General features: G+C 69.0%; 23 protein-coding genes. 15 read left to right on the top strand and 8 right to left on the bottom strand.

Features of this window, described 5'->3' with window-relative positions; genetic code table 11:
• Positions 1-32 precede the first annotated feature (32 nt).
• Together MKK69_RS28390 and MKK69_RS28385 are read left to right on the top strand one after the other, a co-directional pair.
• Positions 33-1109 (top strand): histidine kinase dimerization/phosphoacceptor domain -containing protein, encoded by a 1077-nt coding sequence (locus MKK69_RS28390; RefSeq protein ID WP_279598663.1) that lies wholly within the window; start codon positions 33-35, stop codon positions 1107-1109.
• A gap of 62 nt (positions 1110-1171) precedes the next feature.
• A complete protein-coding gene (locus MKK69_RS28385) occupies positions 1172-1609 on the top strand; it encodes a response regulator (RefSeq protein WP_243973507.1) in 438 nt (145 codons plus the stop codon).
• 254 nt (positions 1610-1863) lie between these two features.
• Here the strand turns inward: MKK69_RS28385 and mutS are convergent, their stop codons facing one another.
• The 5 genes from mutS to MKK69_RS28360 all read right to left on the bottom strand — a co-directional run bounded on the left by mutS (position 1864) and on the right by MKK69_RS28360 (position 8149).
• Positions 1864-4581 (bottom strand): DNA mismatch repair protein MutS, encoded by a 2718-nt coding sequence (gene mutS / locus MKK69_RS28380; RefSeq protein ID WP_243973506.1) that lies wholly within the window; start codon positions 4579-4581, stop codon positions 1864-1866.
• 135 nt (positions 4582-4716) lie between these two features.
• Positions 4717-5010, bottom strand: a complete 294-nt coding sequence (locus MKK69_RS28375; protein ID WP_243973505.1) for a hypothetical protein — start codon at positions 5008-5010, stop codon at positions 4717-4719.
• A 235-nt stretch (positions 5011-5245) separates the two neighbouring features.
• Entirely contained in the window at positions 5246-6103 is an 858-nt protein-coding gene (locus MKK69_RS28370; RefSeq protein WP_243973504.1) for an alpha/beta fold hydrolase, read from the bottom strand.
• 36 nt (positions 6104-6139) lie between these two features.
• Positions 6140-6313: a hypothetical protein gene (locus MKK69_RS28365; protein ID WP_243973503.1), complete on the bottom strand. Its 174-nt coding sequence runs from the start codon at positions 6311-6313 to the stop codon at positions 6140-6142.
• Between the two features lie 102 nt (positions 6314-6415).
• Complete coding sequence (locus MKK69_RS28360) at positions 6416-8149, bottom strand: patatin-like phospholipase family protein (protein ID WP_243973502.1); 1734 nt, start codon at positions 8147-8149, stop codon at positions 6416-6418.
• Between the two features lie 212 nt (positions 8150-8361).
• Between MKK69_RS28360 and MKK69_RS28355 the strand changes: the two genes are divergently transcribed.
• The 4 genes from MKK69_RS28355 (at position 8362) to mmsB (ending at position 13651) form a co-directional block, all read left to right on the top strand.
• Positions 8362-9108, top strand: coding sequence for an SDR family oxidoreductase (locus tag MKK69_RS28355; RefSeq protein ID WP_243973501.1), 747 nt, complete (start codon positions 8362-8364; stop codon positions 9106-9108).
• Between the two features lie 575 nt (positions 9109-9683).
• Positions 9684-10694, top strand: coding sequence for a multiple monosaccharide ABC transporter substrate-binding protein (chvE, locus tag MKK69_RS28350; protein ID WP_243973598.1), 1011 nt, complete (start codon positions 9684-9686; stop codon positions 10692-10694).
• Positions 10695-10877: 183 nt separating this feature from the next.
• Positions 10878-12413 carry a multiple monosaccharide ABC transporter ATP-binding protein gene (gene mmsA, locus MKK69_RS28345; RefSeq protein ID WP_243973500.1) on the top strand — a complete coding sequence of 512 codons (1536 nt, stop codon included), beginning with the start codon at positions 10878-10880 and terminating at the stop codon, positions 12411-12413.
• 56 nt (positions 12414-12469) lie between these two features.
• The gene (mmsB, locus tag MKK69_RS28340) at positions 12470-13651 is read left to right on the top strand and encodes a multiple monosaccharide ABC transporter permease (protein ID WP_243973499.1); all 1182 of its coding nucleotides are present in this window, start codon (positions 12470-12472) and stop codon (positions 13649-13651) included.
• A 15-nt stretch (positions 13652-13666) separates the two neighbouring features.
• On the opposite strand, the gene MKK69_RS28335 is transcribed toward mmsB, so the two are convergent.
• Together MKK69_RS28335 and MKK69_RS28330 are read right to left on the bottom strand one after the other, a co-directional pair.
• Positions 13667-14008 carry an energy transducer TonB gene (locus tag MKK69_RS28335; RefSeq protein ID WP_243973498.1) on the bottom strand — a complete coding sequence of 114 codons (342 nt, stop codon included), beginning with the start codon at positions 14006-14008 and terminating at the stop codon, positions 13667-13669.
• Between the two features lie 70 nt (positions 14009-14078).
• Positions 14079-15050 (bottom strand): polyprenyl synthetase family protein, encoded by a 972-nt coding sequence (locus MKK69_RS28330; protein WP_243973497.1) that lies wholly within the window; start codon positions 15048-15050, stop codon positions 14079-14081.
• A gap of 162 nt (positions 15051-15212) precedes the next feature.
• On the opposite strand from MKK69_RS28330, the gene mtgA reads away from it, so the two are divergent.
• Together mtgA and MKK69_RS28320 are read left to right on the top strand one after the other, a co-directional pair.
• Positions 15213-15857, top strand: coding sequence for a monofunctional biosynthetic peptidoglycan transglycosylase (gene mtgA, locus MKK69_RS28325; protein WP_243973496.1), 645 nt, complete (start codon positions 15213-15215; stop codon positions 15855-15857).
• A 62-nt stretch (positions 15858-15919) separates the two neighbouring features.
• On the top strand, positions 15920-16570 hold the full coding sequence (locus tag MKK69_RS28320) for a hypothetical protein (protein WP_243973495.1): 651 nt from the start codon (positions 15920-15922) through the stop codon (positions 16568-16570).
• A 12-nt stretch (positions 16571-16582) separates the two neighbouring features.
• Here the strand turns inward: MKK69_RS28320 and MKK69_RS28315 are convergent, their stop codons facing one another.
• Positions 16583-17821 (bottom strand): argininosuccinate synthase, encoded by a 1239-nt coding sequence (locus MKK69_RS28315; RefSeq protein ID WP_243973494.1) that lies wholly within the window; start codon positions 17819-17821, stop codon positions 16583-16585.
• Between the two features lie 201 nt (positions 17822-18022).
• Between MKK69_RS28315 and MKK69_RS28310 the strand changes: the two genes are divergently transcribed.
• From MKK69_RS28310 to atpD, 7 genes are all read left to right on the top strand, one after another.
• The gene (locus MKK69_RS28310; protein WP_243973493.1) at positions 18023-18649 is read left to right on the top strand and encodes a 2-hydroxychromene-2-carboxylate isomerase; all 627 of its coding nucleotides are present in this window, start codon (positions 18023-18025) and stop codon (positions 18647-18649) included.
• Positions 18650-18756: 107 nt separating this feature from the next.
• Complete coding sequence (locus tag MKK69_RS28305) at positions 18757-19446, top strand: DsbA family protein (RefSeq protein WP_243973492.1); 690 nt, start codon at positions 18757-18759, stop codon at positions 19444-19446.
• Between the two features lie 218 nt (positions 19447-19664).
• Positions 19665-20237 carry a F0F1 ATP synthase subunit delta gene (locus MKK69_RS28300; protein ID WP_243973491.1) on the top strand — a complete coding sequence of 191 codons (573 nt, stop codon included), beginning with the start codon at positions 19665-19667 and terminating at the stop codon, positions 20235-20237.
• 55 nt (positions 20238-20292) lie between these two features.
• Complete coding sequence (atpA, locus tag MKK69_RS28295) at positions 20293-21825, top strand: F0F1 ATP synthase subunit alpha (RefSeq protein WP_243973490.1); 1533 nt, start codon at positions 20293-20295, stop codon at positions 21823-21825.
• Positions 21826-21991: 166 nt separating this feature from the next.
• Entirely contained in the window at positions 21992-22882 is an 891-nt protein-coding gene (locus MKK69_RS28290; protein ID WP_243973489.1) for a F0F1 ATP synthase subunit gamma, read from the top strand.
• Between the two features lie 28 nt (positions 22883-22910).
• Positions 22911-23114 carry a hypothetical protein gene (locus MKK69_RS28285; RefSeq protein ID WP_243973488.1) on the top strand — a complete coding sequence of 68 codons (204 nt, stop codon included), beginning with the start codon at positions 22911-22913 and terminating at the stop codon, positions 23112-23114.
• A 67-nt stretch (positions 23115-23181) separates the two neighbouring features.
• Positions 23182-24639, top strand: coding sequence for a F0F1 ATP synthase subunit beta (gene atpD, locus MKK69_RS28280; RefSeq protein WP_243973487.1), 1458 nt, complete (start codon positions 23182-23184; stop codon positions 24637-24639).
• Positions 24640-24770: the final 131 nt, after the last annotated feature.

Genomic DNA, 24770 nt, shown 5'->3' with positions numbered 1-24770 from the left:
CCACGTCGCTGCACAGAGTATGGAATGATGCGTTGAGTGCCCGGTCCGAGCCCGCCCTGCCGCCGGCGACGCTGGTCGATGCCTTCGCTCGAAGCCCGTCGCCCATGGTGATCACCGACGCGCGCGCGCCGGACAATCCTGTTGCCTGGGCCAACGATGCGTTCCTGCAGGTTACCGGGTACGGCCTGCAGGAAGTCGTTGGGCGCAATTGCCGCATGCTTCAGGGCCCTGCGACCGACCGAACCGCCGTCGAGCGGATCCGCGCTGCGATTCAGGTGGCGGAACCGATCTCGGTGGAACTGCTGAACTATCGCAAGGACGGTACGCCGTTCTGGAACGCGATGACCATCACGCCGGTGAGCGATACGGAGGGCGTAGCGTTCTACTACGCCGCTCAGGCGGACATGACCTATGTCCATCAGCTCGAAGACACCATGCGTGACACCACCGGCGAGCTGGAACGCCTGGTCGAGGCACGCACGCATGCCCTGAGCGCAGCCCTGGAGCAGAAGACCGCCCTGCTGCACGAAGTCGATCACCGGGTGAAGAACAACCTGCAGGTGATCTCATCGCTGATGCTGCTCAAGGCCCGCCGGACGCCCGAGGGCGAGGCGCGCGACGCGCTTCAGAACATGGCCGAGCGCATCGGTGCCTTGTCGACGGCGCACCGGCTGCTCTATTCCGAGGGGGATTGTGCGCATTTTAACCTCGGCGACTTCGCGGCCGAGTTCCTGGCCGACATGAATGCCGGCCTCGATCCGGAAGTGCGGCGGATCGAGGCCGACGTTGAGCCGATCGCGGTGGCGGCCGCCATGGCGGCGCCGCTGGCCCTGCTCATCCACGAACTGACCGCCAATGCGTTGCGCCACGCCTTCCCGGACGCCCGCGAGGGGCGGGTCTCGATCGCCGCCCGGCGGACGGAGAGCGGCATGCACCTGACGATCCGCGATGACGGGGTCGGGCTGGCGGCCGTGTCGCCCAATCCGGCGGGTTTCGGGCGCAATCTCGTGGAGATGGTTGTTCGGCAGATGCGCGGAACCATAGCCTGGGCGGATGCCGGACCGGGTACCGTCGTGGAGATCGATATCCCGCTGAAGTCCGTGTCTTGAGTCTTGCGTGTGAACGCTCCAAGCTTGCGGCGGCGTCCACGGCACGGTGACACGGAGAACGCATGGGCACCGGGAACGCCGCGTTGGAAGCCGCGCTCCGCGTCCTCGTGGTGGAGGACGAGGCGCTGATCGCCCTCGAACTCGAATGCCTGCTGGACGAGCTTGGCCATATCACGGTGGGCATCGCCGGAAATTCCACCGAGGCCATCGCCATGGGCCGTTCGACCGCACCCGACGTCGCGCTGGTGGATATTCATCTCATCGACGGCCCGACCGGCATCGAGGTCGCCCGGGCGCTCTCACAGGACCGGCGCACCACCGTGGTGTTCATGACCGCCAACGCGAAGCGCATCCCCAAGGATTTCGCCGGCGCCATCGGGGTGATCGCCAAGCCCTATTCCGAGCGCGTGGTGGCCAGCACCCTCGACTACCTGGCCGACCGGCGCGCCGGCCGCGGCGAGCCGGCCTGTCCGGACGGGTTCTGGCCCGCACCGGTCTGAGGGCTGGGTCGAACCGGTGCGGCGGCGGAGGGTCGCCCGCGGAGGCGCGATTCTTGGGCTGATCGAGAAAACGCGCAGCCCGGGACTGCCAAACCACTTCCCTTCCCTTGGACGGGAGCGGAGACCCGCGCGTGGGTCCGATCATTGCCCCTATCCGGCAGCGATATGTAAATCCGGTGGGTCCGCAGGGGCGAGTGGGAGCGCGCTATCGGCCGGTCCCGCTCTCCAACTACGACGTGCCAGAGGCGAACCGCTCAGCCCCGCCCCACCCGCTCGCGCTTCAGCCGGTAGAGGGCATCCAGCGCCTCCCGGGGCGTCAGCGCATCCGGATCGATGGTGTCGAGCATCGCCCCGAGGGGATCCTCGGGGGGCGCCTCCGGGGGCGGAGGCGGCGCCAGGGCGGCGAAGAGTGGCAGGTCGTCGATCCGGGCTCGGGCGGGGCGGCCGCGCTCGGCCTTCTCCAGACTCTTGAGGATCGCCCCGGCCCGGGTCACGACGCTGCCGGGCAGCCCGGCGAGGCGGGCCACCTGCAGGCCGTAGCTGCGCTCGGCCACCCCCGGCACGACCTCGTGCAGGAACACGACGCCGTCCCGGTGCTCGGCCACCTTCAGGGTGGCGTTCTCGAGCCGGGCGAGGCGGTCGCCCAAAGCGGTCAGCTCGTGGAAATGCGTGGCGAAGAGCGCCCGGCAGGCGTTCACCTCGTGCAGATGCTCCAGACAGGCCCAGGCGATGGACAGGCCGTCGAAGGTCGCGGTGCCGCGGCCGATCTCGTCCAGGATCACCAGCGAGCGGCGGCTCGCCTGATTGAGGATCGCGGCGGTCTCGACCATCTCGACCATGAAGGTCGATTGCCCCCGGGCGAGGTCGTCGGCGGCGCCGACCCGGGAGAACAGCCGGTCGACCCGCCCGATCCGCGCCTCGGCGGCCGGCACGAAGGCGCCGATCTGGGCGAGCACGGCGATCAGCGCGTTCTGGCGCAGGAACGTGGACTTGCCGCCCATGTTGGGGCCGGTGATCAGCCGGATCCGGCCGCGGGTCTCGCCCGAGAGGTCGCAATCGTTGGCGATGAACGGCTCCCCCGCCCGGCGCAGGGCCGCCTCGACCACCGGGTGCCGCCCGCCCGCCACGACGAAGCTCAGCGAATCGTCGACCACGGGCCGGCGCCAGTCGAGCTCGACCGCGAGTTCGGCGTGGCTCGCCGCCACGTCGAGGCCGGCCAGCGCCTCGGCAACCTCGGCGACGGCGTCGGCCCGGGCGAGGACGCGGGCAGAGAGGTCGTCGAACACCGCCGCCTCCAGGGCCAGCGCCCGGTCGGAGGCCCCTGAGATCTTGGATTCGAGCGCGCCCAGTTCGACGCTGGTGAAGCGCATCGCGTCCACCATGGTCTGGCGATGGACGAAGTCGCTCTGGAGTCCCTTCAGACAGGCTTCGCCGACGGATTGCGGAACCTCGATGAAGTACCCGAGAAGGTTGTTGTGCTTGATGCGCAGCGTCCGGCAGCCGGTCTGCTCGGCGTAGCGCGCCTGCAGGGCGGCGACGACCTTGCGGGAATCCTGGCCGAGGATGCGAGCCTCGTCGATCTCCGCATGGTAGCCGGCCCGCACGAAGCCGCCGTCCCTCCGGCTCAGGGGAAGGTCGTCGGCGAGCGCCGCCGTCAGCGTCGCGATCAGCTCCGGATCGGCCGCGGCGAGGTGGCCGGCCAGCCGGGCGAGATCCTCCGGCAGGGCCGGGATGGCGGACAGGCGCCCCCCGAGTTCCGCCGCCACGGCCAGGCCGTCCCGGATCGCCGCGAGATCGCGCGGTCCCGCCCGGCCGAGTCCGGTCCGCGACAGGGCGCGGGCGAGGTCGGGGGCCCGGGCCAGGGCGTCGCGCAGGCCGCCGCGCAGGGCGGCATCGTCCACGAGATGCGCCACGGCGGCATGGCGCCGGGCGATGGCCTCGAGCTGGGTCAGCGGTCCGGCGAGGTGCTCGGCCAGGAGACGTGCCCCGTTGGCCGTCACGGTGCGGTCAATGGTGGCGAGGAGGCTGCCGGCGCGCTCCCCGGACAGGGTGCGGGTGAGTTCGAGATTGAGCCGGGTCGCCGCATCGATCGCCAGCGTCCCGCCCGCATCCTCGCGGGTCGGGACCGCCAGGGTCGGCCGGGCCGCGAGCTGCGTCCGGGCGATGTAGAGGAGCGCGGCACCGGCGGCCGTGATTTCGGCCCGGGTGAACTGGCCGAAGCCGTCGAGGGTCGAGACGCCGTACTGCTCGCGCAGCCGCCGCTCGGCCGCCTGCGGTTCCAGTTCCGCCTGCGCGAGCGGCACGATCGCGGCGCGGCTCTCCTGCCACAGCCGCGCCAAGGCGGGATCCGCGTGAATCGCCTCCGACAGGACGATCTCCCGCGGGTCGTGCCGGGCGATGGCGCCGGCGAGATCGCCACCCGCGACCTCGCTCAGGGCGAAGCGCCCGGTGGAGATGTCGACGGCGGCCAGACCGTAGGCGACCACCCCCTCCCCGGTCTTGCGGCGTCCGATCGCCAGCAGAAGGTTGGCCCGGGCCGGATCGAGGAGCCGGTCCTCCGTGATCGTGCCCGGTGTGACGAGGCGCACCACCTCCCGGCGCACGACCGATTTCGGGCCGCGTTTCTTGGCCTCTGCGGGATCCTCGGTCTGCTCGCACACGGCGACCCGGTGCCCAAGGGCGATCAGGCGATTCAGGTAATCGTCGGAGCGCTCGACCGGCACGCCGCACATCGGGATCTCGGTCCCCGCGTGCCGGCCGCGCTTCGTCAGGACGATCCCGAGCGCCCGGGAGGCGATCTCGGCATCCTCGAAGAACAGCTCGTAGAAGTCGCCCATCCGGTAAAACAGCAGGCAATCCGGATTGGCGGCCTTGATCTCGATGTACTGCGCCATCATCGGCGTGGCGCCGGCCGGGTCGAGGCCGGGGGCGTGCGTGATATCGGCGGCGGGGCGGACGGCGGTTCGAGCCATGACAGCTCTTAGCAGAGCGGCGTCCGCGAATCAGGACGCGTACACCGACGCGGCTGGGGAGAAGCCGCCGCGGCGGTGGATGATCGCAGGCTGCCGCTCCCGGAAGAGCGTGGCGCCGTACCCGTATCCTGGGGCTCAGTAGCGCGGGCCGCCGGTGGTGTTGCCGAGCTGCTGCTGATAGCCGGGCCGCGACGGGTTGCGCGCGTTCGGATTGCCGTGGCGCATCGTGTTGAGACGGCGCATCCGCCGCTCGTGGCGGGTGGAATGATGGCGGTGCATCCGGTGATGGTGATGCATCGCAATGGTCTTGACCATGTCGTGCCCGGCCAGGCCGGTCTGTGGCACGGCCGGAGCGGCCTGGGCGGTCGCCGTGGCGGCCATGATGCCGCCGAAGACGAAGCCCGCAGTCAGCAGGGTGTGGAAAGACATCGTCGCGTATCTCCGGAACGCTCTCATGAGCACCCACCCAAACGGAAAGTGGTCGAATGGTTCCGGAATGTCGCGGAGAACGCAGGATTGAATTTATTCTGGAGGCAGGATTAATCGATCGTCCTGCACGTACACCGCGCCCGATCCTTCGACGCTTCCGAGACTAGAAGAGGACCTGCAAGGCACGGCACGTTTTGACTGTGCCGGATCCTTTGCCCCTCTACTGGAGCGGCGTTCAAGCGAGGAAGTCGGCGAGATCGGCGTTGACCGAGGCCGGCTCCTCGTGCGCGAGCCAGTGGCTGGCGCGGTCGTACCAGCGGATCCGGCCGGCGTCGCAGAAGGCCAGGCTCGCCTCCGCCAGGCCCGGCTGCAGCGCGGTGTCCTGGCGCCCCCAGAGGATCACGGTGGGGACGCGGACCCGCGGTGGCGTCGCCCGGGGCAGGCGAACCAGAGCGCGATACCAGTTCAGCATGGATGTCATCGCGCCGGGCCGGAGCCAGGCCTCGACATAGCCGTCGAGTTCGGCGGCCGCGAAGGCCCCCGGCCGGCTTGTGTTGGTCAGCGCGCGCCGCAGGGCCCGGCACCGATCCGCGGTGAGCAGGCGCTCGGGCAGGCCGGGGATCTGGAACAGGCCGACATAGGAGCTGCGCAGCCACTGGCCGGGATGGTGGCACATGTAGTCGCCGAGGATGGCGGGATGCGGCGCGTTCAGGATGGCGAGCCGCGCGATCCGGTCGGGATGCCGGCTCGCCAGCCACCACGCGACGATCCCACCCCAATCGTGGCCGACCAACCGGATTTCTGCGAAGCCGTAGGCGTCGGCCAGGGCGAGGACGTCGCCGGCCAGCCGGTCCAGATGATAGGCTTCGATGCCGGACGGCTTGTCACTGAGGCCGTAGCCGCGCTGATCCGGCGCCAGGACCCGCAGGCCCGCCTCGGCGAGCGGGCCGATCTGGTGGCGCCAGCCGTACCAAAATTCCGGGAAACCGTGCAGCAGGATCGTCGGCGCGCCCGAAGCGGGGCCGGCCTCGGCCACGTTCAGGCCAAGCCCGGGTAGCGCGACCCGGCGAAAGGTGACACCTGCGACATCCATCGGCGTCGATGCTCCGTCTGTCCGGGGGCGGTCCCGTCAGAAGCCGAGCGTGGCGCAGGCACCGGCTTCCGGCGAGAGCTGGTCGCGCAGGCGGACCGGGGAGGTTCGGGTCCACAGGCAGAGCAGGACGAAGGCCGCTCCCTCCAGCAGACCGCGGGCGGGATCGGCGGCGGGCGGGGCGTCGGTGCGGATCGTGTCGGGCTGGGTCATGGCGTCGAGCTCCAAGGGCCGTCTGTACTCGGGAGATCGGCGCACGGCCCCGCGGGTTACAGGGCCGCGCGGCGTCCGGGTGCGCTGCCGCACGCGGACGGATCAGCGCAGGGGGTCCAACCACCGGGCGAGGCTGCCGCTGGCGATGCCCGCACGGGTCTCCTGGTAGCCGAGCTCGGCCGTTTCCTGGAACCGCGACCAGGCCCGCAGATCGATCCCGGAGAGCTGGGGCTTCAGGACGACCGTGGCGTGGGCGGCCGCCATCAGGCTCTGTGCGTCGCTTGAGACCGTGGCGGCGCGCAGCAGCAGCGGTGCGAGCCCCGGCATGGCCGGCGGCGAGCCGATCAGCCTGCGCACGAGGCGTCCGGTCCAGCCGCGCCGGGGCATGTCCTGGAAGGCCCGGTCGCTGCCGACGTCGACGGCCAGCACCGGCCCGCGCTCCAAGTCGGCGGCGACGTCGGCCGGGAGGTTGTTCATCATGCCGCCATCGACCAGCACGCCTTCGTCGCAGATCACCGGCGGCAGCAGCCCCGGGATGGCGATGCTGGCGCGCAGGGCCTGCGTCAGCGCCCCCGCGCGATGCACCATCGTGCTGCCGGTGGTGAGATTGGACGAGACGCAGAAGAACGGCAGCCACAGATCCTCGATCCGCGCGCCGCCGTAGCGCGCGGCGAGTCCGGCATCGACCTTGGCGCCCCGGGTCAGGGCGTGGAGTGGCAGCGTGTAGTCGTTGATCGGGTTGCTGGTCGCGAAGAAGGCCTCGGTCTGGGCCTGGATCTCCGCGATGCTCCAGCCCATGGCGAGGCTCGCCGCGATGATCGCACCCATGCTGGTGCCGCCGACGAAGTCGGGGGCGCAGGACACCTCGTCGAGGGCCTTCAGCACCCCGAGATGGGCGAGCCCCCGGGCGCCGCCGCCGCCGAGGACGAGCCCCCGGGCGGCGCCGGAGGCGAGCCGGGCCAGGCGATCGAGATCCGCCGCCCGGCCGTCCCGGAGCTGGATGCGCAGCGCCGCGGGCAGCGCGGCGACGGCGGGATGCACTGGCTTCGGGCGCCGCGCCGCGGCGTCCTGCCGGACGACGAGATCCATGCGGATCCAGTCGGAGCGCACCCGCTCGAGATAGGCCGCCGCGCCCGGCCGCGGCGGCGCTCCCGGCTCGGCCAGCAGCAGCACGTGGTCCCCCCGCCGCTGGCTCTGTCGGCACCAGGGGCAGTCGATGTTCCGCGCCGCGAGGATCGTGCGCGCGTGCCGCGCCTCGAAGGCCTGGAACCACGCCTCGTCGGCGCCCCCGGGCCAGTCGGTCAGGCAGCCGGTTTCCCCGGGCAGGAGCGCGTCGAAGGCGGCGGCGAGCCGGTGGGCCAGGATCTCGGGGTCGGGCCCGTCGGTGACCGCCAGGATCGTGAAGATCCGCGGTGCGTGGTGGACCGAGTAGCCGTCGTAGAGCGCGCGCAGCCGGTCGGCGAGCATCCGGGCGAAGTAGAGCAGCGTCTGCGGATGCTCGGCGATCACCGCCTCGAAGGCGCCGCGGGTGAGCTGCAGCAGGTGCGTGTCGCGCAAAGCGATCACCGTGGCCGCCCGGGGGGCGTCGGACAGGAACGCCATCTCGCCGAAGATCGCCGGCGGCCGCAGGCGGGCGATCCGCGTGGGTACCCCGTTGTGGTCCCGGGCCGAGACGCCGACGGCACCGGAGACGAGCGTGTAGAGCGCGTCGCCGGTCGCACCCTGCTCGAACAGGATCCGGCCTGCCGGCACCGCGACCGGTACCATGCGGGCGCGCACGGCCGCGCCGGCCTCCGCATCGAGGCCGGCCAGGAACGGGATTTCGGGCGCGTTCACCGCCGCACCGCCGGATCCACGGTCGCGGGCGGTCCTGCCGCCGGGCGCAGGCGCATCGTCTCGGTCCCCCCATTCGCGAGCCTTATGCCAACATAGCGCAGCGGCTCCGCCAGGCCTTCTCCGTGACCGCGCGGGGCTTCTGAAACGCCGATCCCTTCGCGCGGTGGCCGCCATCCGGTACAGGCGGACCGGAGAACAGCCGGGAGGAACCGATGTCGGAGCGGATCGCGATCGTGACCGGGGCGGGCACGGGAGTCGGCAAGGCCGCCGCCCTGGCGCTCGCCGGTGCCGGGTGGCGCGTGGTGCTGTCCGGGCGTCGTCCGGCCCCCCTCGAAGAGACGGCGGCCGAGATCGGGGACGACCGCGCCCTCGCAGTCCCCACCGACGTCACCGATCCCGAGTCGATCGCCAGCCTGTTCGCCCGCACCCGGGATCGATTCGGGCGCCTGGACCTGCTGTTCAACAATGCCGGGATCGGCGCTCCGGCGGTGCCCCTGGAGGACCTGCCGCTGGAGACCTGGCGCCAGGTGGTCGACACCAACCTGACCGCGCTGTTCCTGTGCACGCAGCACGCCTTCCGGATCATGCGCGACCAGGATCCCCAGGGCGGACGCATCATCAACAACGGCTCGATCTCGGCGCATGCCCCGCGACCCAACTCGATCGCCTACACCGCGACCAAGCACGCCGTCACGGGTCTGACAAAAGCCACGTCCCTCGATGGGCGCGCCTACGACATCGCCTGCGGCCAGATCGACATCGGCAACGCCGACACGCCGATGGGCGGCAAGATGAAGGCCGGCGTCCCGCAGGCGGACGGGTCGCTGCGCGCCGAGGCGGTGATGGATCCCGACCATGTCGGCCAGGCGGTGCTGACCATGGCGAGCCTGCCGCTCGAAGCCAATGTCCAGTTCATGACGATCATGGCCACCAAGATGCCGTTCGTCGGACGCGGCTGAGAGGGCGGCCGGTCAGCGCCGCCGCGCGCCACGTCCTCGCGCCCGGATCCGAGGTTTCGGCCGGGCGACAATGTGTGCCGGTTCCGCGCCGACCCGGCGCCAAGCCGCACGGCGTCGTTGCCGGCTGTGCATTTGTCGTAGCGATCCGCGTCATACGCGCGGCGACGCGATTGACGGCTCGATCTATAACTCATACAAATTCGACAACGAAGAGCGGGCGGGGCCAACCCAGCCTGAGTTGGGAGCGGGATCACGCCACCTCCACGCCGACTGAGCGGCCATGCCGCCACGGACCGCCCAGTGCGGCCGTGATGTTTCAAGACATTGACAGACTATTGGATCGCGCACTCGGCACATGGGGCGGAGAATTTTGATATTCGTCTGTCAAAACGCGCGGGCCTGAAGGTGAGGTTCCAAGATCACGATCTGAGAGTGCCGAAAGACAGGGATGACGCGGCGGGTTCGGTAGCCTGCACGCCGTCACCGGCACGACAACACGGACGGGGGGAATCATGTTCGCCAAGAAGAGGTTTCTCAAGCTGGTTCTCGGTGCCGCGCTCCTGGGCGGCGTGTCTATGCCGTCGGCGCAGGCCGCGAACGGCGATAACATCGGCGTGGCCATGCCGACCAAGTCGTCCCAGCGCTGGATCGACGACGGCAACAACATCGTGAAGCTGCTGCAGACCAAGGGCTACAAGCCCGACCTGCAATACGCCGACGACGACATCCCGACCCAGCTCGCGCAGATCGAGAACATGCTCACCAAGGGGGTGAAGGTTCTCGTGGTCGCCTCGATCGACGGAACGACCCTGGGCGACGTGCTGTCGAAGGCCAGTGAGCGCGGCGTCAAGGTCATCGCCTACGATCGGCTCATCAGGGGCACGCCGAACGTCGACTATTACGCCACCTTCGACAACTTCAAGGTCGGCGTACAGCAGGCGACGTCCATCGTCGATGCGCTCGGCCTGAAGGACGGCAAGGGACCGTTCAACATCGAGCTGTTCGGCGGATCGCCCGACGACAACAACGCCTACTTCTTCTACGACGGCGCCATGTCGGTGCTGAAGCCGTACTTCGACGCGAAGAAGCTCGTGGTGCGGTCGGGCCAGTTCGGCATGGACAAGGTCTCGACCCTGCGCTGGGACTCGGCCACCGCCCAGGCCCGGATGGATAACCTGCTCTCGGCCTTCTACGGCAATGCCCGGCTCGACGCGGTGCTCTCCCCCTACGACGGCATCTCCACGGCGATCATCTCGTCGGTGAAAGGCTTCGGCTACGGATCCGGGGGGCTCAAGCTGCCGGTGATCAGCGGCCAGGACGCCGAGTCGCAATCGATCAAGTCGATCATCGCGGGCGAGCAGACCGCGACGGTCTTCAAGGATACCCGCGAGCTGGCGAGGGTCACGGTGGCGATGATCGACGCCATCGAGGCCGGCCGGCAACCCGAGATCAACGATTCCAAGACCTACAACAACGGCAAGAAGGTCGTTCCGTCTTACCTGCTGACGCCGGTGATCGTCACCAAGGACAACTGGAAGTCGGCCCTGGTCGATACGGGTTACTACACCCTCGAACAGCTGAAGTGACCGCTGGGCCGGCGCCGGCCCCTCGCGCAGCGTGCCGGATCGCGGAACCGGCACGCTGCGCCCGCTTCCCGATCCGTATCGTTCCGAAAGCCGAAGGCCACCTCTCGGGACGGTGCCCTGAATCCTGAGCCGGCATCCCACCGGCGCAGCCACATCTGTGCAGGCCGAGCCTGAAGGGGTCGCATGCAGCCCGTCCTCGAAATGCGGGGGATCTCCAAGACGTTCCCCGGCGTCAAGGCCCTCAACGACGTCAACCTCACGGTCGCGCCCGCCGAGATCCACGCCCTGGTCGGCGAGAACGGCGCCGGCAAGTCGACGCTCATGAAGGTGCTGAGCGGAGTCTATCCGCACGGCTCCTATGCGGGTGAGATCGTCTACGAGGGGCATCCGGGCCGCTTCCGGGACATCTCCGACAGCGAGCGCCTGGGCATCGTGATCATCCACCAGGAACTGGCCCTGGTGCCGTTCCTGTCGATCGCCGAGAACATCTTCCTCGGCAACGAGCCGGCTCGGTTCGGCATCATCGACCGGGAGCAGGTCTACGCGCGGGCGCGCGCGCTCATGGCCACCGTGGGGCTCCACGAGAGCCCCGACACCCTGGTGACCCATCTCGGCGTCGGCAAGCAGCAACTCGTCGAGATCGCCAAGGCCCTGTCCAAGAAGGTCAAGCTGCTCATCCTCGACGAGCCGACCGCCAGCCTGAGCGAGACGGACAGCGCGGCGCTGCTGCAGCTGCTGCTGAACTTCAAGGACCAGGGCATCGCGTCGATCCTGATCTCGCACAAGCTCAATGAGATCTCGAAGGTCGCCGACCGGATCACCGTCCTGCGCGACGGCACCACCATCGAGACCCTCGACTGCCGGAGCGAGGCGGTGGACGAGGATCGCATCATCCGGGGCATGGTCGGGCGCACGATGGCGAACCGCTATCCGGTGCGCGAACCGAAGATCGGCGACCTCCTGATGGAGGTGCGCGACTGGACGGTCCACCACCCGATCCATCCCGACCGGGCGGTGGTGCGCAGGGTCGGCCTGACCGTGCGCCGGGGCGAGATCGTCGGGATCGCCGGCCTGATGGGCTCGGGTCGGACCGAGCTCGCCATGAGCATCTTCGGGCGGTCCTATGGACAGGGCATCAGCGGCACCGTCCGGATCGACGGCGCGACGGTGGACGTCTCAACCATCGACCGGGCGATCGCGGCGGGGATCGCCTACGTCACCGAGGACCGCAAGCAGCTCGGCCTCGTCCTGGGTGAAGACATCACCAAGAACACCACCCTGGCGAACCTGCCGGGGGTCTCCACCGCCGCGGTGATCGACGAGGCGGTGGAGCACCGGGTCGCGAGCGCCTATCGGAGCAAGATGCGGATCCGCTCCTTCGGCGTGTCCCAGCAGACGGTGAACCTGTCGGGCGGCAACCAGCAAAAGGTGGTGCTCAGCAAGTGGCTGTTCACCGAGCCCAAGGTGCTGATCCTGGACGAGCCGACCCGCGGCATCGATGTCGGCGCCAAGTACGAGATCTACAGCATCGTCAACGCACTGGCCGACGAGGGCCGGGGCGTCGTGATGATCTCGTCCGAGATGCCCGAGCTCCTCGGCCTGTGCGACCGGATCTACGTCATGAACGAGGGGCGCTTCGTCGGCGAGTTCCCCCGCGCCGAGGCCAGCCAGGAAGCGATCATGCGCGCGATCATGCGCTCCAAGGACCTGAACGGATGACCGACTCCACTGTGCGCAACCCCATGATCCCCGTGAGCGAAGGACTATCAGGCCCCATGGCTGCCAGTGAGCCCCGCAGCGCGCCTCGATCCTGGCGCGGCTTCCTCCCGACGGCCCAGCTGCACGAATACGGGCTGGTCTTCGCCCTGGCCGTCATCACCCTGTTCTTCGAGTACACGACCGGCGGCGTGCTGTTTCAGCCGCTGAACCTGACCTACCTGGTTCTGCAGAACAGCTACGTCGTGGTGATGGCGCTGGGGATGCTGCTCGTCATCGTGGCCGGGCATATCGATCTGTCGATCGGCTCGGTGGTCGCCTTCGTCGGGGCGCTCGCGGCGCTGCTGATGGTCCGGTTCGGCGTCGATCCGCTGACGGCCACCGTCCTGTGCCTGGTGGTGGGCGCCGCGATCGGCGGGCTGCAGGGCTACTTCGTGGCCTATCTCGGTATCCCGAGTTTCATCGTCACCCTGGCCGGCATGCTGGTGTTCCGCGGTCTGACGCAGGCGCTCCTGCAGGGCGCCTCTGTCGGGCCGTTCCCGGAAGTCTTTCAGGCGCTCTCCAAGGGCTTCCTCGCCAATTTCGCCGGGCCTTGGACCGCAGTTCTGATCGCTCTCGGACTCACGACGTCGCTCGTTGGCCTGAACTGGCGCCGCCGGCAGGTGCGGGTCAGAAACGGCGGCCCGGCCGATTCTCCGGCGGCGTTCCTCGCCCGCAACGGTGTGACGACGATCGTGATCCTCGCCTTCGCTTACCAGATGAGCGACTATCGCGGCTTGCCCAACGTGCTGCTCGTGATGTTCGCCCTGGTTATGCTGTACCAGTTCGTCACCACGCGGACGACGATCGGGCGGCGGATCTACGCGCTCGGCGGCAATGTCAAGGCCGCCCGCCTGTCCGGCATCAAGACCGAGCGGCTGACCTTTCTGACCTTCGCCAACATGGGCGCGCTCGCGGGCCTCGCGGGCTTGATCCTGGTCGCCCGTCTCAACACCGCGAATTCGAAGGGCGGCGTTGGGTTCGAACTCGACGCGATCGCCGCCTGCTTCATCGGCGGCGCCTCAGCGGCCGGCGGCATCGGCAAGGTGTCGGGTGTCGTGATCGGCGCTTTCATCATCGGAATCATGAACAACGGCATGTCGATGATGGGCATCGGCAGCGACTGGCAGCTGGTGATCAAGGGCGTGGTCCTGCTCGCCGCCGTCTGCCTCGACGTCTACAACAAGAACAACCGGGCCTGACCGAGCCGGCGCCGCTCACGACTGCCCCGGCGGCCGCCGATCGCCGTCGCGCCGCCGGTGGGCGGGTGCCTCCGGCAGGCGCGAGGCCGATTGCGGGACCTCCATCCGGAGCAGCCGATGGGATTTCGGAACCTCCGCGCTCGCGATCGCGCGACCGGCGGGTTCCGGTGGCAGGGTCTCGACCTGCCCAGGCCGCTTGGCGGGTGCGATGGCCGAGAAACCGCCGCAGAGGACCAGGCAGCCGAGGCCGATGAGGATGTCGTCCAGGTCGGGCTCGGACGGGCTCATCAGATAACCGAGGCCGCCGAGGCCGAAGCCGGCGGCCAGGAGACGGTATGTCGGATCGCGGGACGGCACGCCTCTCCATCGGCGCAGCCCGGTTGCGGCCCGGTCAAACCGATCCGCTCAAATGTCGAGGTTCCGGCCCTCAGGTCTTGCGCGCCACCGTGAAGCGGGCGGCGTCCCGGAGGATCCGGGCGCTCTCGCCCCAGGGGCCGACCGCATCCTCGCAGACGCCGACGAGGCGGTCGCACTCGGCCCGGGCCCCGTCGAGGCCGAGGCGGTCGACCAGGGTCGCTTTCCCGGCCTCCTTGTCCTTGCCGGTGGCCTTGCCCATGGCTTCGGGCGAGGCTTCCCGATCGAGGATGTCGTCGGCGATCTGGAAGGCCTGGCCCAGGGCCAGACCGTAGCGCAGCAGGGCTGCCTTCTGGCCCTCGTCGGCGCCGCCGACGATCGCGCCGGCCTCCACCGAGAAGGCCAGGATCGCGCCGGTCTTCATCGCCTGCATCCGCAGGGTGTCGTCCACGTCCAGGGTGGCCGTGCCGAAGCGGCCTTCGGCGGTGAGGTCGAGGAGCTGCCCGCCGACCATGCCGCCGAGGCCCGAGGCCCGGGCGAGGCCGAGCACGAGGTCGGCCCGGATCCGTGCGTCCGGCTGCCAGGTCGGGTCGGCCACGATCTCGAAAGCCAGCGTCTGCAGGGCGTCGCCGACCAGGATCGCGGTGGCCTCGTCGTAGGCCTTGTGGACCGTCGGCTTGCCGCGGCGCATGTCGTCGTCGTCCATGGCGGGCAGATCGTCGTGGACGAGGCTGTAGCAATGCACCAGCTCGACCCCGGCGCCGGCGGCCAGCGCCGGCGCCTCGGACCCGCCGAGCATCCGGGCGGTCTCGATGGCGAGGAACGGCCGCAGGCGCTTGCCGCCGCCCAGCACCGCGTGCCGCATCGCCGCCATGAGTCGGGGCGGCCGGGTGATCTCGCCGGTGCCCACCTCCGGTCCGAGCCGTTCCACCAGGAAGGTCTCGACCGTCCCGGCGACCTCGGTCAGCCTGTGGGTAAAGTCGACGGCTTGCGGACCAGTCTTGACCGAACCAGTCTGAGCCTGCGTTGAGGAGGTCGGGGTCATCGAGCGCTGCGTCCGGTCCTAGCCTTGCGAAAACCAATCGCGTGTCTGTTGCACGGGAACGAAATCACGGTGGGCGGGGTCGAAGGCAGGGGTGATGCGGCGGAACGCGATCTCCCGCGCGCCCGCCCGCGACGCCCCCGCCGTGTCCGCCAGGTCGTGGGGATGCTGCTGCTGCTCCCCGCCACCGGTTTCGGTCTCGTGCTCGTCTTGGCGCTCGTCTATAGCGCGATGATGCCGCCGTCGACCCTGATGCTCGGACGGTGGTTGACGCTTCAGCCGGTCAGTCGGGATCCGGTCCCGCTCTCGGCGATCGCGCCGGTGCTGCCGCAGGCGGTGATCGCCTCGGAGGACCAGCGCTTCTGCCTCGACAACGGCGTCGATCTCGGGGCGATCCGCGAGGTTGTGGAGGACGAGGATTCGCCGAGCCGCGGCGCCTCGACGATCGCCATGCAGACGGTGAAGAACGTCTTCCTGTGGCCCGGCCGATCCTACATCCGGAAGGGCCTGGAGATCCCGCTGGCGCTCGCGCTCGACGCCCTCTGGGGCAAGCGGCGGATGATGGAGATCTACCTGAACGTCGCCGAATGGGGCGACGGGATCTACGGCGCGCAGGCCGCAAGCCGGCACTGGTTCGGCAAGGATGCGAGCCGGCTGACCCGCGGCGAGGCGGCGCTCCTGGCCGCCGTCCTGCCGAATCCGATCACCCGCAGCGCCGGCCACCCCTCCCCTGGGGTGCGCCGCCGCGCCGCGCGGATCCAGGCGATGATGGGTCAGGTCGAGGGGCTGACGGGGTGCCTGCGGCGGTAGCAGGCGCCCATCCGTCTCTGTAAGACGTGCCTTCGAAACGTGACACCCGGGGCCGACCTCCAATGACCGACGCCGTCTACGACCTCACCCTGGAGCGCATCGCGCTGATCCGCCGGATGGTCGTCGCCTGGGGCGGTGTCGAGCCGGGGGCGCCCACCGTCCACCCGGAGGCGCCCTATGGCAGCCTCGACCGGGACGGCGATATCGCCAACGTCACCGGTGACGACGAGGGCGCCGAGGAGGAGCACCGGGCCCTGGAGGACGGCCTCGCGGTCTTCGCACAGAATGCGCAGCTGAAGCCCGGCCGCTACCAGTATCACAATGCGCTGGCCAAGCTGGACCACAGCACGGTCGGCGACGTGTTCCGGGATGCGCAGACCGGCGAGACGCCCGAGCACATCACCTTCGCGGTGACCCCGGAGCATCTGGCGCTGATTCCAAGGCTCGGCTACGCCTGGGATACCGCCCGGGGCGTGCCCTATGTCGATCCCGCCCAGCCTTACGGCGGACCGGGTCCCTACACCGCCGATATGGCCCGCCACTTGGCTGCGGTCCCCGGAGCGGCCGCCAATGACGACGAAGATGCGCAGACGCATCTCGTCCGCCTCCACCGCGAGATGCAGCCGGCCCTGCAGATCTTCCTGCGCTACGCCGATCTCGGGCCCGGTACGTTCCGTCGGACCGGCGGGTCCCCGGCGTGGGAACCCGCCTGAGCGGCGGGCGGCTCAGCCCCCGCGCTTCCCGCGCTGCGCCAGCGTCCGCAGCCGGAGCGCGTTGAGCTTGATGAAGCCCGCCGCGTCGCGATGGTCATAGGCGACGGCGCCTTCTTCGAAGGTCACGAGATCCTGGTCGTAGAGGGAGTACGGGCTCTCGCGGCCGATCACGTAAACGCCGCCCTTGTAGAGCTTCAACCGCACCGTGCCGGTGACCTTCTCCTGGCTCCGATCGATCAGCGCCTGGATCATCTCGCGCTCCGGCGAGAACCAGAAGCCGTTGTAGATCAGCTCCGCGTATTGCGGCATCAGCTGATCCTTGAGATGCGCGGCGCCGCGGTCTAGCGTGATCGACTCGATCGCCCTGTGGGCCGGCAGCAGGATCGTGCCGCCGGGCGTCTCGTACATACCGCGGCTCTTCATGCCGACGAAGCGATTCTCGACGAGGTCGAGCCGCCCGATGCCGTTGTCGTGGCCGAGCTGGTTGAGCTTGGCCAGCAGGCTCGCGGGCGAGAGTTTCTCGCCGTCGATCGAGACCGCGTCGCCCTTTTCGAACCCGATGGTGATGACGGTCGGCGTGTCCGGCGCCTGCTCGGGCGAGATCGTCCGCGAAAAGACGTAATCGGGCACCTCGACGGCCGGATCCTCCAGCACCTTGCCCTCCGAGGAGGCGTGCAGGAGGTTGGCGTCCACCGAGAACGGGCTCTCGCCGCGCTTGTCCTTGGCGATCGGGATCTGGTGCTGCTCGGCGAAGGCGATCAGCTGCTCGCGGGAGCGCAGGTCCCATTCGCGCCACGGCGCGATCACCGTCACGTCCGGCTTCAGGGCGTAGTAGCCGAGCTCGAATCGGACCTGGTCGTTGCCCTTGCCGGTGGCGCCGTGGCAGACCGCGTCAGCCCCGACCCGTTCGGCGATCTCGATCTGTTTCTTGGCGATCAGCGGCCGGGCGATCGAGGTGCCCAGCAGGTAGACGCCCTCGTAGACGGCGTTCGCCCGGAACATCGGGAAGACGTAGTCGCGGACGAATTCCTCGCGCAGGTCCTCGATGAAGATGTTCTCGGGCTTGATCCCGAGCAGCTCGGCCTTGCGGCGCGCCGGCTCCAGCTCCTCCCCCTGGCCGAGATCGGCCGTGAAGGTCACCACTTCGCAGCCGTAGGTGGTCTGCAGCCACTTCAGGATGATCGAGGTATCGAGGCCGCCGGAATAGGCCAGCACGACCTTCTTCACGGGGCTCTTCGCGGGGACGGACATGCGGCTTCCGGAACTGAGGCGGGGCATCCGCGGCTTATCGCGGGTGTCATCGGCCTGCAACCGGCGTGCCGTCTCGCGCGTAGGCCCGATGCCGGAGGATCGGCCGCGTTTCGCCTCACGGCGGCCTTGCGGCTGTGCAAGAAACGGCGCGGGCGTTGCCTGTCGTCATCGCCGCGTGAGTGCATCGGAGAAGCGAAGTCTATGGCGCGCCAGCCGATTCTGGAGTTCTGGTACGAATTCGCCTCCACGTATTCGTATCTCGCGGCGATGCGCGTCGAGGACGCCGCCGCGGAGGCCGGGGTCGCGGTGCGGTGGCGGCCCTTCCTGGTCGGGCCGCTCTTCGCCTCGCAGGGCTGGACGTCCTCACCGTTCAACCTCTACCCGGCCAAGGGCAAGAATATGTGGCGGGACGTCGAGCGCGAGGCCGCGCGCCTCGGCCTGCCACCGCTGACCCGCCCGGCGCAATTCCCGCAGAACAGCCTCAGCGCCGTGCGGGTCGCCATCCTGGGCCAGGACCAGGATTGGCTGGTGCCGTTCTCGAAGGCCGTCTTTGCCGCGAGCTTCGCCGAGGGCCGCTCCATCGCGGAGCCCGCTTCCGTCGCCGAGATCCTCGACACGCTGGGCCTCGACGGGACGCAGACCGTGCGGGCCGCCGCCGCCGAGGCCAACAAGACCAAGCTGCGAGTGAGCGTCGAGGAGGCGCGCTCCCGCGGAATCTACGGGGCCCCGACCTTCCTGGCGGATGACGGCGAGCTGTTCTGGGGCAACGACCGGCTGGAGCAGGCACTGGCCTGGGCCGTGGGCGAGCGGCCGAAGGGCCTCCGGTAGGGCCACGTTCACCCGGCCCGGCCATCAATCCGACGCGACCCCGTCGTTCCGATCCGCCACCGCCCCGGTGCGGCCCGAGCGGACCCGCGATGCCCCGGACGAGACTCATGCCCGTTTCCCGACGTCACCTCCTCGCCGCCGCCGGCTCCGTGCTGGGCTCAGGACTCGGCCGCGCGGCCGCGCAATCCTACGGACAGCGGGTGGCGGTCAACGGCGACGACGGGAAGCCGGTTGCCAACGCGATCCTGCCCGGCGAGATCACGGGCCAGATCCCCACCCTGCACGGCGTTACCTATGTCGGGCCGCGCGATCCCGGGACCACGCTCTACGAGTTCTTCGACTTCAACTGTCCGTATTGTCGGAAGGCCGCGGCCGACGTGGTGGCACTGCACGACGGCGACGCCGAACTGCGCATCGGGCTTGTCCACAATCCGATTCTGTCCCCGCAATCGGCCCAGGCCGCCAAGGTCATGCTGGCCGTGCAGCGCAGGCTCGGATCGGAGGCGGCCTGGGGCTTCTATCGGACCGTTCTCGGCAAGCCGGGCCGGATCGATGGGCCCGGCGCGCTGAATGCGGCCACAGCCCTGGGCGTTCCGCAGGCGGAGATCGAGGAGATCGCCGACAGCGACGAGGTGCGCGTCGCACTCAAGAGCCAGATGCGGATGGCCGCGGATCTCGGGCTCTACGCCACGCCGTCCTACGTTCTCGGCAACAGCGGCATCCTCGGCCATCCGGGGGCCCGCGCGATGGCGAAGATGATCGCGAGCATGCGGCGCTGCGACCGGCTCGCCTGCTGAGGGCCGCCCGGCGTCACACTTCCGCCGTCCTACCGCGCAGCGACAGCCGCGTCCGTGTTGCGCGCGGCCATGCCGGCATGCTAGGCGGTCGCCGCGCCACAAAGGGCGGTCTTCGACCCTGCCCGCTGTCGGCGCGACCCCACGTCCCGAACGGTCTCGCACCGCGCTCCCCGCCGGAGCGCACGGAGCGGGCGGGCAACCAGAGAAGAGAGCGACGGGTGGCGCAGAACGGTTCCGAGGCTGGTCCCCTGGTCGCAGGCGTGGCGGGCCGGTACGCTTCCGCCCTGTTCGACTTGGCGCGCGACGAGCGCCAGGTCGACGCCGTCGCCGAGGCGCTCGGTCGGTTCGAGGCAATGTTGCGGGAGAGCGCGGATCTGCGCCGCTTGGTCCGCAGCCCCGTCTTCGGCGCCGAGGAGCAGGCGGCCGCCATCGGCGCGGTGCTCGACAAGGCCGAGATCGGCGGGCTCGCCGCCAACTTCATCCGCCTGGCGGCCTCCAACCGCCGGCTCTTCGCCCTTCCCGACATGATCACCGCGTTCCGGGCCCTGGTGCAGGATTCGAAGGGGATCGTGCGCGCTCAGGTGCGGGTGGCCGAGAAGCCCTCCGACACCGTGATCGAGGAGATCAAGGCGTCGCTGCGCGACATCGCCAAGGCCGATATCGACCTCGACCTGATCGTCGATCCGAGCCTGATCGGCGGCCTGATCGTGAAGATGGGATCGCGCATGGTCGACGCGTCCCTCAGGACCAAGCTCAACGGTATCCGCCTCGCGATGCGGGCCGCGCCGTAAGCGCCCCCATCCGATCCGAACACGCACAGAACGCATCAGCGACAGAGGCCCGAGTATGGACATCCGCGCCGCCGAGATCTCCGCGATCCTGAAAGAGCAGATCAAGAACTTCGGCGAGGAGGCCGAGGTCTCCGAGGTCGGGCAGGTCCTGTCCGTCGGCGACGGCATCGCCCGCGCCTACGGCCTCGACAACGTCCAGGCCGGCGAGATGGTCGAGTTCGAATCGGGCGTGCGCGGCATGGCCCTGAACCTCGAGCAGGACAACGTCGGCATCGTGATCTTCGGCTCCGACCGCGAGATCAAGGAAGGCCAGACCGTCAAGCGGACCGGCGCCATCGTGGACGTGCCGGTGGGCAAGGGCCTGCTCGGCCGCGTCGTCGACGCGCTGGGCAACCCGATCGACGGCAAGGGCCCGATCACCTCGACCGAGCGTCGCCGGGTCGACGTGAAGGCCCCGGGTATCATCCCGCGCAAGTCGGTGCACGAGCCGATGGCCACGGGTCTGAAGGCGATCGACGCCCTGATCCCGGTGGGCCGCGGCCAGCGCGAGCTGATCATCGGCGACCGCCAGACCGGCAAGACCGCCATCGCCCTCGATACGATCCTCAACCAGAAGCCCGGCCACGCTGCGGGCGGGGACGAGAAGTCCAAGCTCTACTGCATCTACGTCGCCATCGGCCAGAAGCGCTCGACGGTGGCCCAGTTCGTGAAGGTGCTCGAGGACCAGGGCGCCCTGGAATACTCCATCGTCATCGCCGCGACTGCCTCGGACGCCGCGCCGATGCAGTTCATCGCGCCCTTCGCCGGCTGCGCCATGGGCGAGTATTTTCGCGATAACGGCATGCACGCCGTGATCGTGTACGACGATCTCTCGAAGCAGGCGGTGGCCTACCGCCAGATGTCGCTGCTGCTGCGCCGCCCGCCTGGCCGCGAGGCCTACCCGGGCGACGTGTTCTACCTGCATAGCCGCCTGCTCGAGCGCGCCGCCAAGATGGGCGACGCGGCCGGCAACGGCTCGCTGACCGCGCTGCCGGTCATCGAGACCCAGGCCAACGACGTCTCGGCCTATATCCCGACCAACGTGATCTCGATCACCGACGGCCAGATCTTCCTCGAGACCGACCTGTTCTACCAGGGCATCCGCCCGGCGGTGAACGTCGGCCTCTCGGTCTCGCGGGTGGGCTCCTCGGCCCAGACCAAGGCGATGAAGAAGGTCGCCGGCAAGATCAAGGGCGAGCTGGCGCAGTACCGCGAGATGGCGGCCTTCGCGCAGTTCGGCTCCGATCTCGATGCTTCGACCCAGCAGCTTCTGAACCGCGGGTCGCGGCTCACCGAACTCCTGAAGCAGCCGCAATTCTCGCCGCTGAAGATGGAGGAGCAGGTCGCGGTTATCTACGCCGGCGTGAACGGCTATCTCGACAAGATGCCGGTCAGCAAGGTCCGTCCCTTCGAGGTTGCGCTGCTGAGCACCCTGCGCACGAAGCACAAGGATCTGCTCGACGCGATCGCCACCTCGAAGGACCTGTCGGACGAGAGCGCCGGCAAGCTGAAGGGCGTGATCGAGAGCGTCGCCAAGTCGATCGGGTAAGGCATCCCGATCCGCTGAGGCACCGGCCCCTCCTCCTTGCGGAGAGGGGTAGGGGTGGGGGTGGTGCAGGAGGCACCGGCGCCGCTCCATCCTGAATCACCCCACCTCCGGCTCCTCCCCGCTACGGGGAGGAGAGGCCCTTTGGAACGGACCTGGACCTCACCCGATGGCGAGTTTGAAGGACCTGCGTAACCGCATCACCTCGGTGAAGGCGACGCAGAAGATCACCAAGGCCATGCAGATGGTCGCCGCCGCCAAGCTGCGCCGGGCGCAGTTGGCCGCCGAGGCGGGCCGTCCCTATGCCGAGAAGATGGCCATGGTTCTGGGCAACCTCGCCGGTAATCTGATCGGCGGCGTCGGCGCGCCGAGGCTTCTGTCCGGTACCGGCTCGGAGCAGACCCATCTCCTGGTGGTCTGCACCGGCGATCGTGGCCTGTGCGGTGCCTTCAACTCCTCGATCGTCCGTCTCGCGGTCCGCGAGCACGCCCAGAAGCTCACCGCCGCGGGCAAGACCGTCAAGATCATGACCGTCGGCAAGAAGGGCTACGACCAGCTGCGGCGCCTGTACCGCGACCAGATCGTCGAGAGCATGGATATCCGCGGCAACCGTCCGGTGGATTACCCGTTCGCCGCCGAGATCGCCGACCGGATCCTGGCCCGCTTCGAGGCCGGCGAGTTCGACGTGGCGACCCTGTTCTTCTCCGAATTCCGGTCGGTCATCTCGCAGGTCCCCACCGCCCAGCGGCTGATCCCGGCCGAACTGCCCGAGGTCGACACCAGCGCGAAGGTGGTCGGAGGCGACGCCGCCCTGGAATTCGAGCCCTCCGAGGAGGCGATCCTGGAGACGCTGCTGCCGAAGAACCTGACGGTGCAGATCTACCGGGCGCTCCTCGAGAACGCCGCCTCCGAACAGGGCGCCCGCATGAGCGCCATGGACTCGGCCACCCGCAACGCGGGCGAGATGATCAAGAAGCAGACGCTCATCTACAACCGCACGCGTCAGGCCATGATCACCAAGGAACTCATCGAGATCATCTCCGGCGCCGAGGCGTTGTGATAAGAGGGCATGCCGAAGGCGTTACACGATGACGAGCGAGGTCGAGAACCTGGTTTCGGAGCACCTGCGCGCCCTTCGGCGTGACGTCTCCGAAGCGCGCCTCGACCTCAAGGACGTGAAGTCGCGGCTGACCGCCATCGAGATGCAGGTTGCGACCATGAATGGGCGCATGGACCGTTTCGACGAGCGTATGGCCCGTGTCGAAGTACGACTCGAGCTGACGGACGCTTGAGCCGGATCTGGTCGATCGAAGATATGGCCGGCGCGATTCGTGCGCCGGCACGGACAACGAGGATATCATGGCCAACACCGCACTCCCCGGCGCCGGCTCCAACAAGGTCGGCAAGATCACCCAGGTCATCGGCCCCGTGGTCGACGTGCAGTTCGACGGGCATCTGCCCGAGATCCTGAACGCCCTGGAGACCAAGAATAACGGCGCCCGCCTCGTCCTCGAGGTCGCCCAGCAACTCGGCGAGCAGACCGTCCGCTGCATCGCCATGGACACGTCCGAGGGCCTGACCCGGGGCCAGGAATGCACGGATACCGGCGAGCCGATCAAGGTTCCGGTGGGCATGAACACCCTCGGCCGGATCATGAACGTCATCGGTGAGCCGATCGACGAGCTCGGCCCGGTGGTGTGCGACACCTACCGCGCCATCCACCAGCCTGCCCCGTCCTACGCCGACCAGTCGACCGAGGCGCAGATCCTCGTCACCGGCATCAAGGTGGTGGATCTGCTGGCCCCCTACTCGAAGGGCGGCAAGGTCGGCCTATTCGGCGGCGCGGGCGTCGGCAAGACCGTGCTGATCATGGAGCTGATCAACAACATCGCCAAGGTGCACTCCGGCTATTCGGTGTTCGCCGGCGTCGGTGAGCGGACCCGCGAGGGCAACGATCTCTATCACGAGATGATCGAGTCCAAGGTGAACGTCGACCCGAAGGAGCATGGCGGCTCGGCCGAGGGCTCCAAGTGCGCCCTGGTCTACGGGCAGATGAACGAGTCCCCCGGCGCCCGCTCGCGGGTGGCGCTCACCGGCCTGACCATCGCGGAGCAGTTCCGCGACGAGGGCCAGGACGTGCTGTTCTTCGTGGACAACATCTTCCGCTTCACGCAGGCCGGCTCCGAAGTGTCGGCGCTGCTCGGCCGCATCCCCTCGGCGGTGGGCTATCAGCCGACGCTCGCCACCGACATGGGTGCCCTCCAGGAGCGCATCACCACCACCAACAAGGGCTCGATCACCTCGGTGCAGGCGATCTACGTGCCGGCTGACGATCTGACCGATCCGGCGCCCGCCGCCTCCTTCGCCCACCTCGACGCCACGACCGTGCTGTCGCGCTCGATCGCCGAGAAGGGCATCTACCCGGCGGTGGATCCGCTCGACTCGACCTCGCGCATGCTGTCGCCGGCGATCCTCGGCGAGGAGCATTACGACGTCGCCCGCCGCGTGCAGCAGACCCTGCAGCGCTACAAGGCGCTCCAGGACATCATCGCGATCCTGGGCATGGACGAGCTGTCCGAGGAGGATAAGCTCACCGTGGCCCGCGCCCGCAAGATCGAGCGCTTCTTCTCGCAGCCCTTCACGGTGGCCGAGGTGTTCACCGGCTCGCCCGGCGTGCAGGTGCCGCTGGAGGACACGATCAAGGGCTTCAAGGGCCTCGTGAACGGCGATTACGACGACCTGCCTGAGGCGGCCTTCTATATGGTCGGCACGATCGAGCAGGCCCAGGAGAAGGCCAAGAAGCTGAAGGCCGCGTAAGGCTGCACCCTCCCCTCCCCCTGATCTCAGGCATGCCTGAGATCAGGATCGGACTTGCCCGGATCGGGCATGCCCGATCTAGGTGGGAGGGGCCCGGGGGGTGGGGGTGGTGCAGAAGGAACCGCTGCGCT

The sequence above is a fragment of the Methylobacterium sp. J-026 genome, from assembly GCF_022829585.1.
Lineage (GTDB): Bacteria > Pseudomonadota > Alphaproteobacteria > Rhizobiales > Beijerinckiaceae > Methylobacterium.
This window is presented reverse-complemented; position numbering and strand designations above follow the sequence as displayed.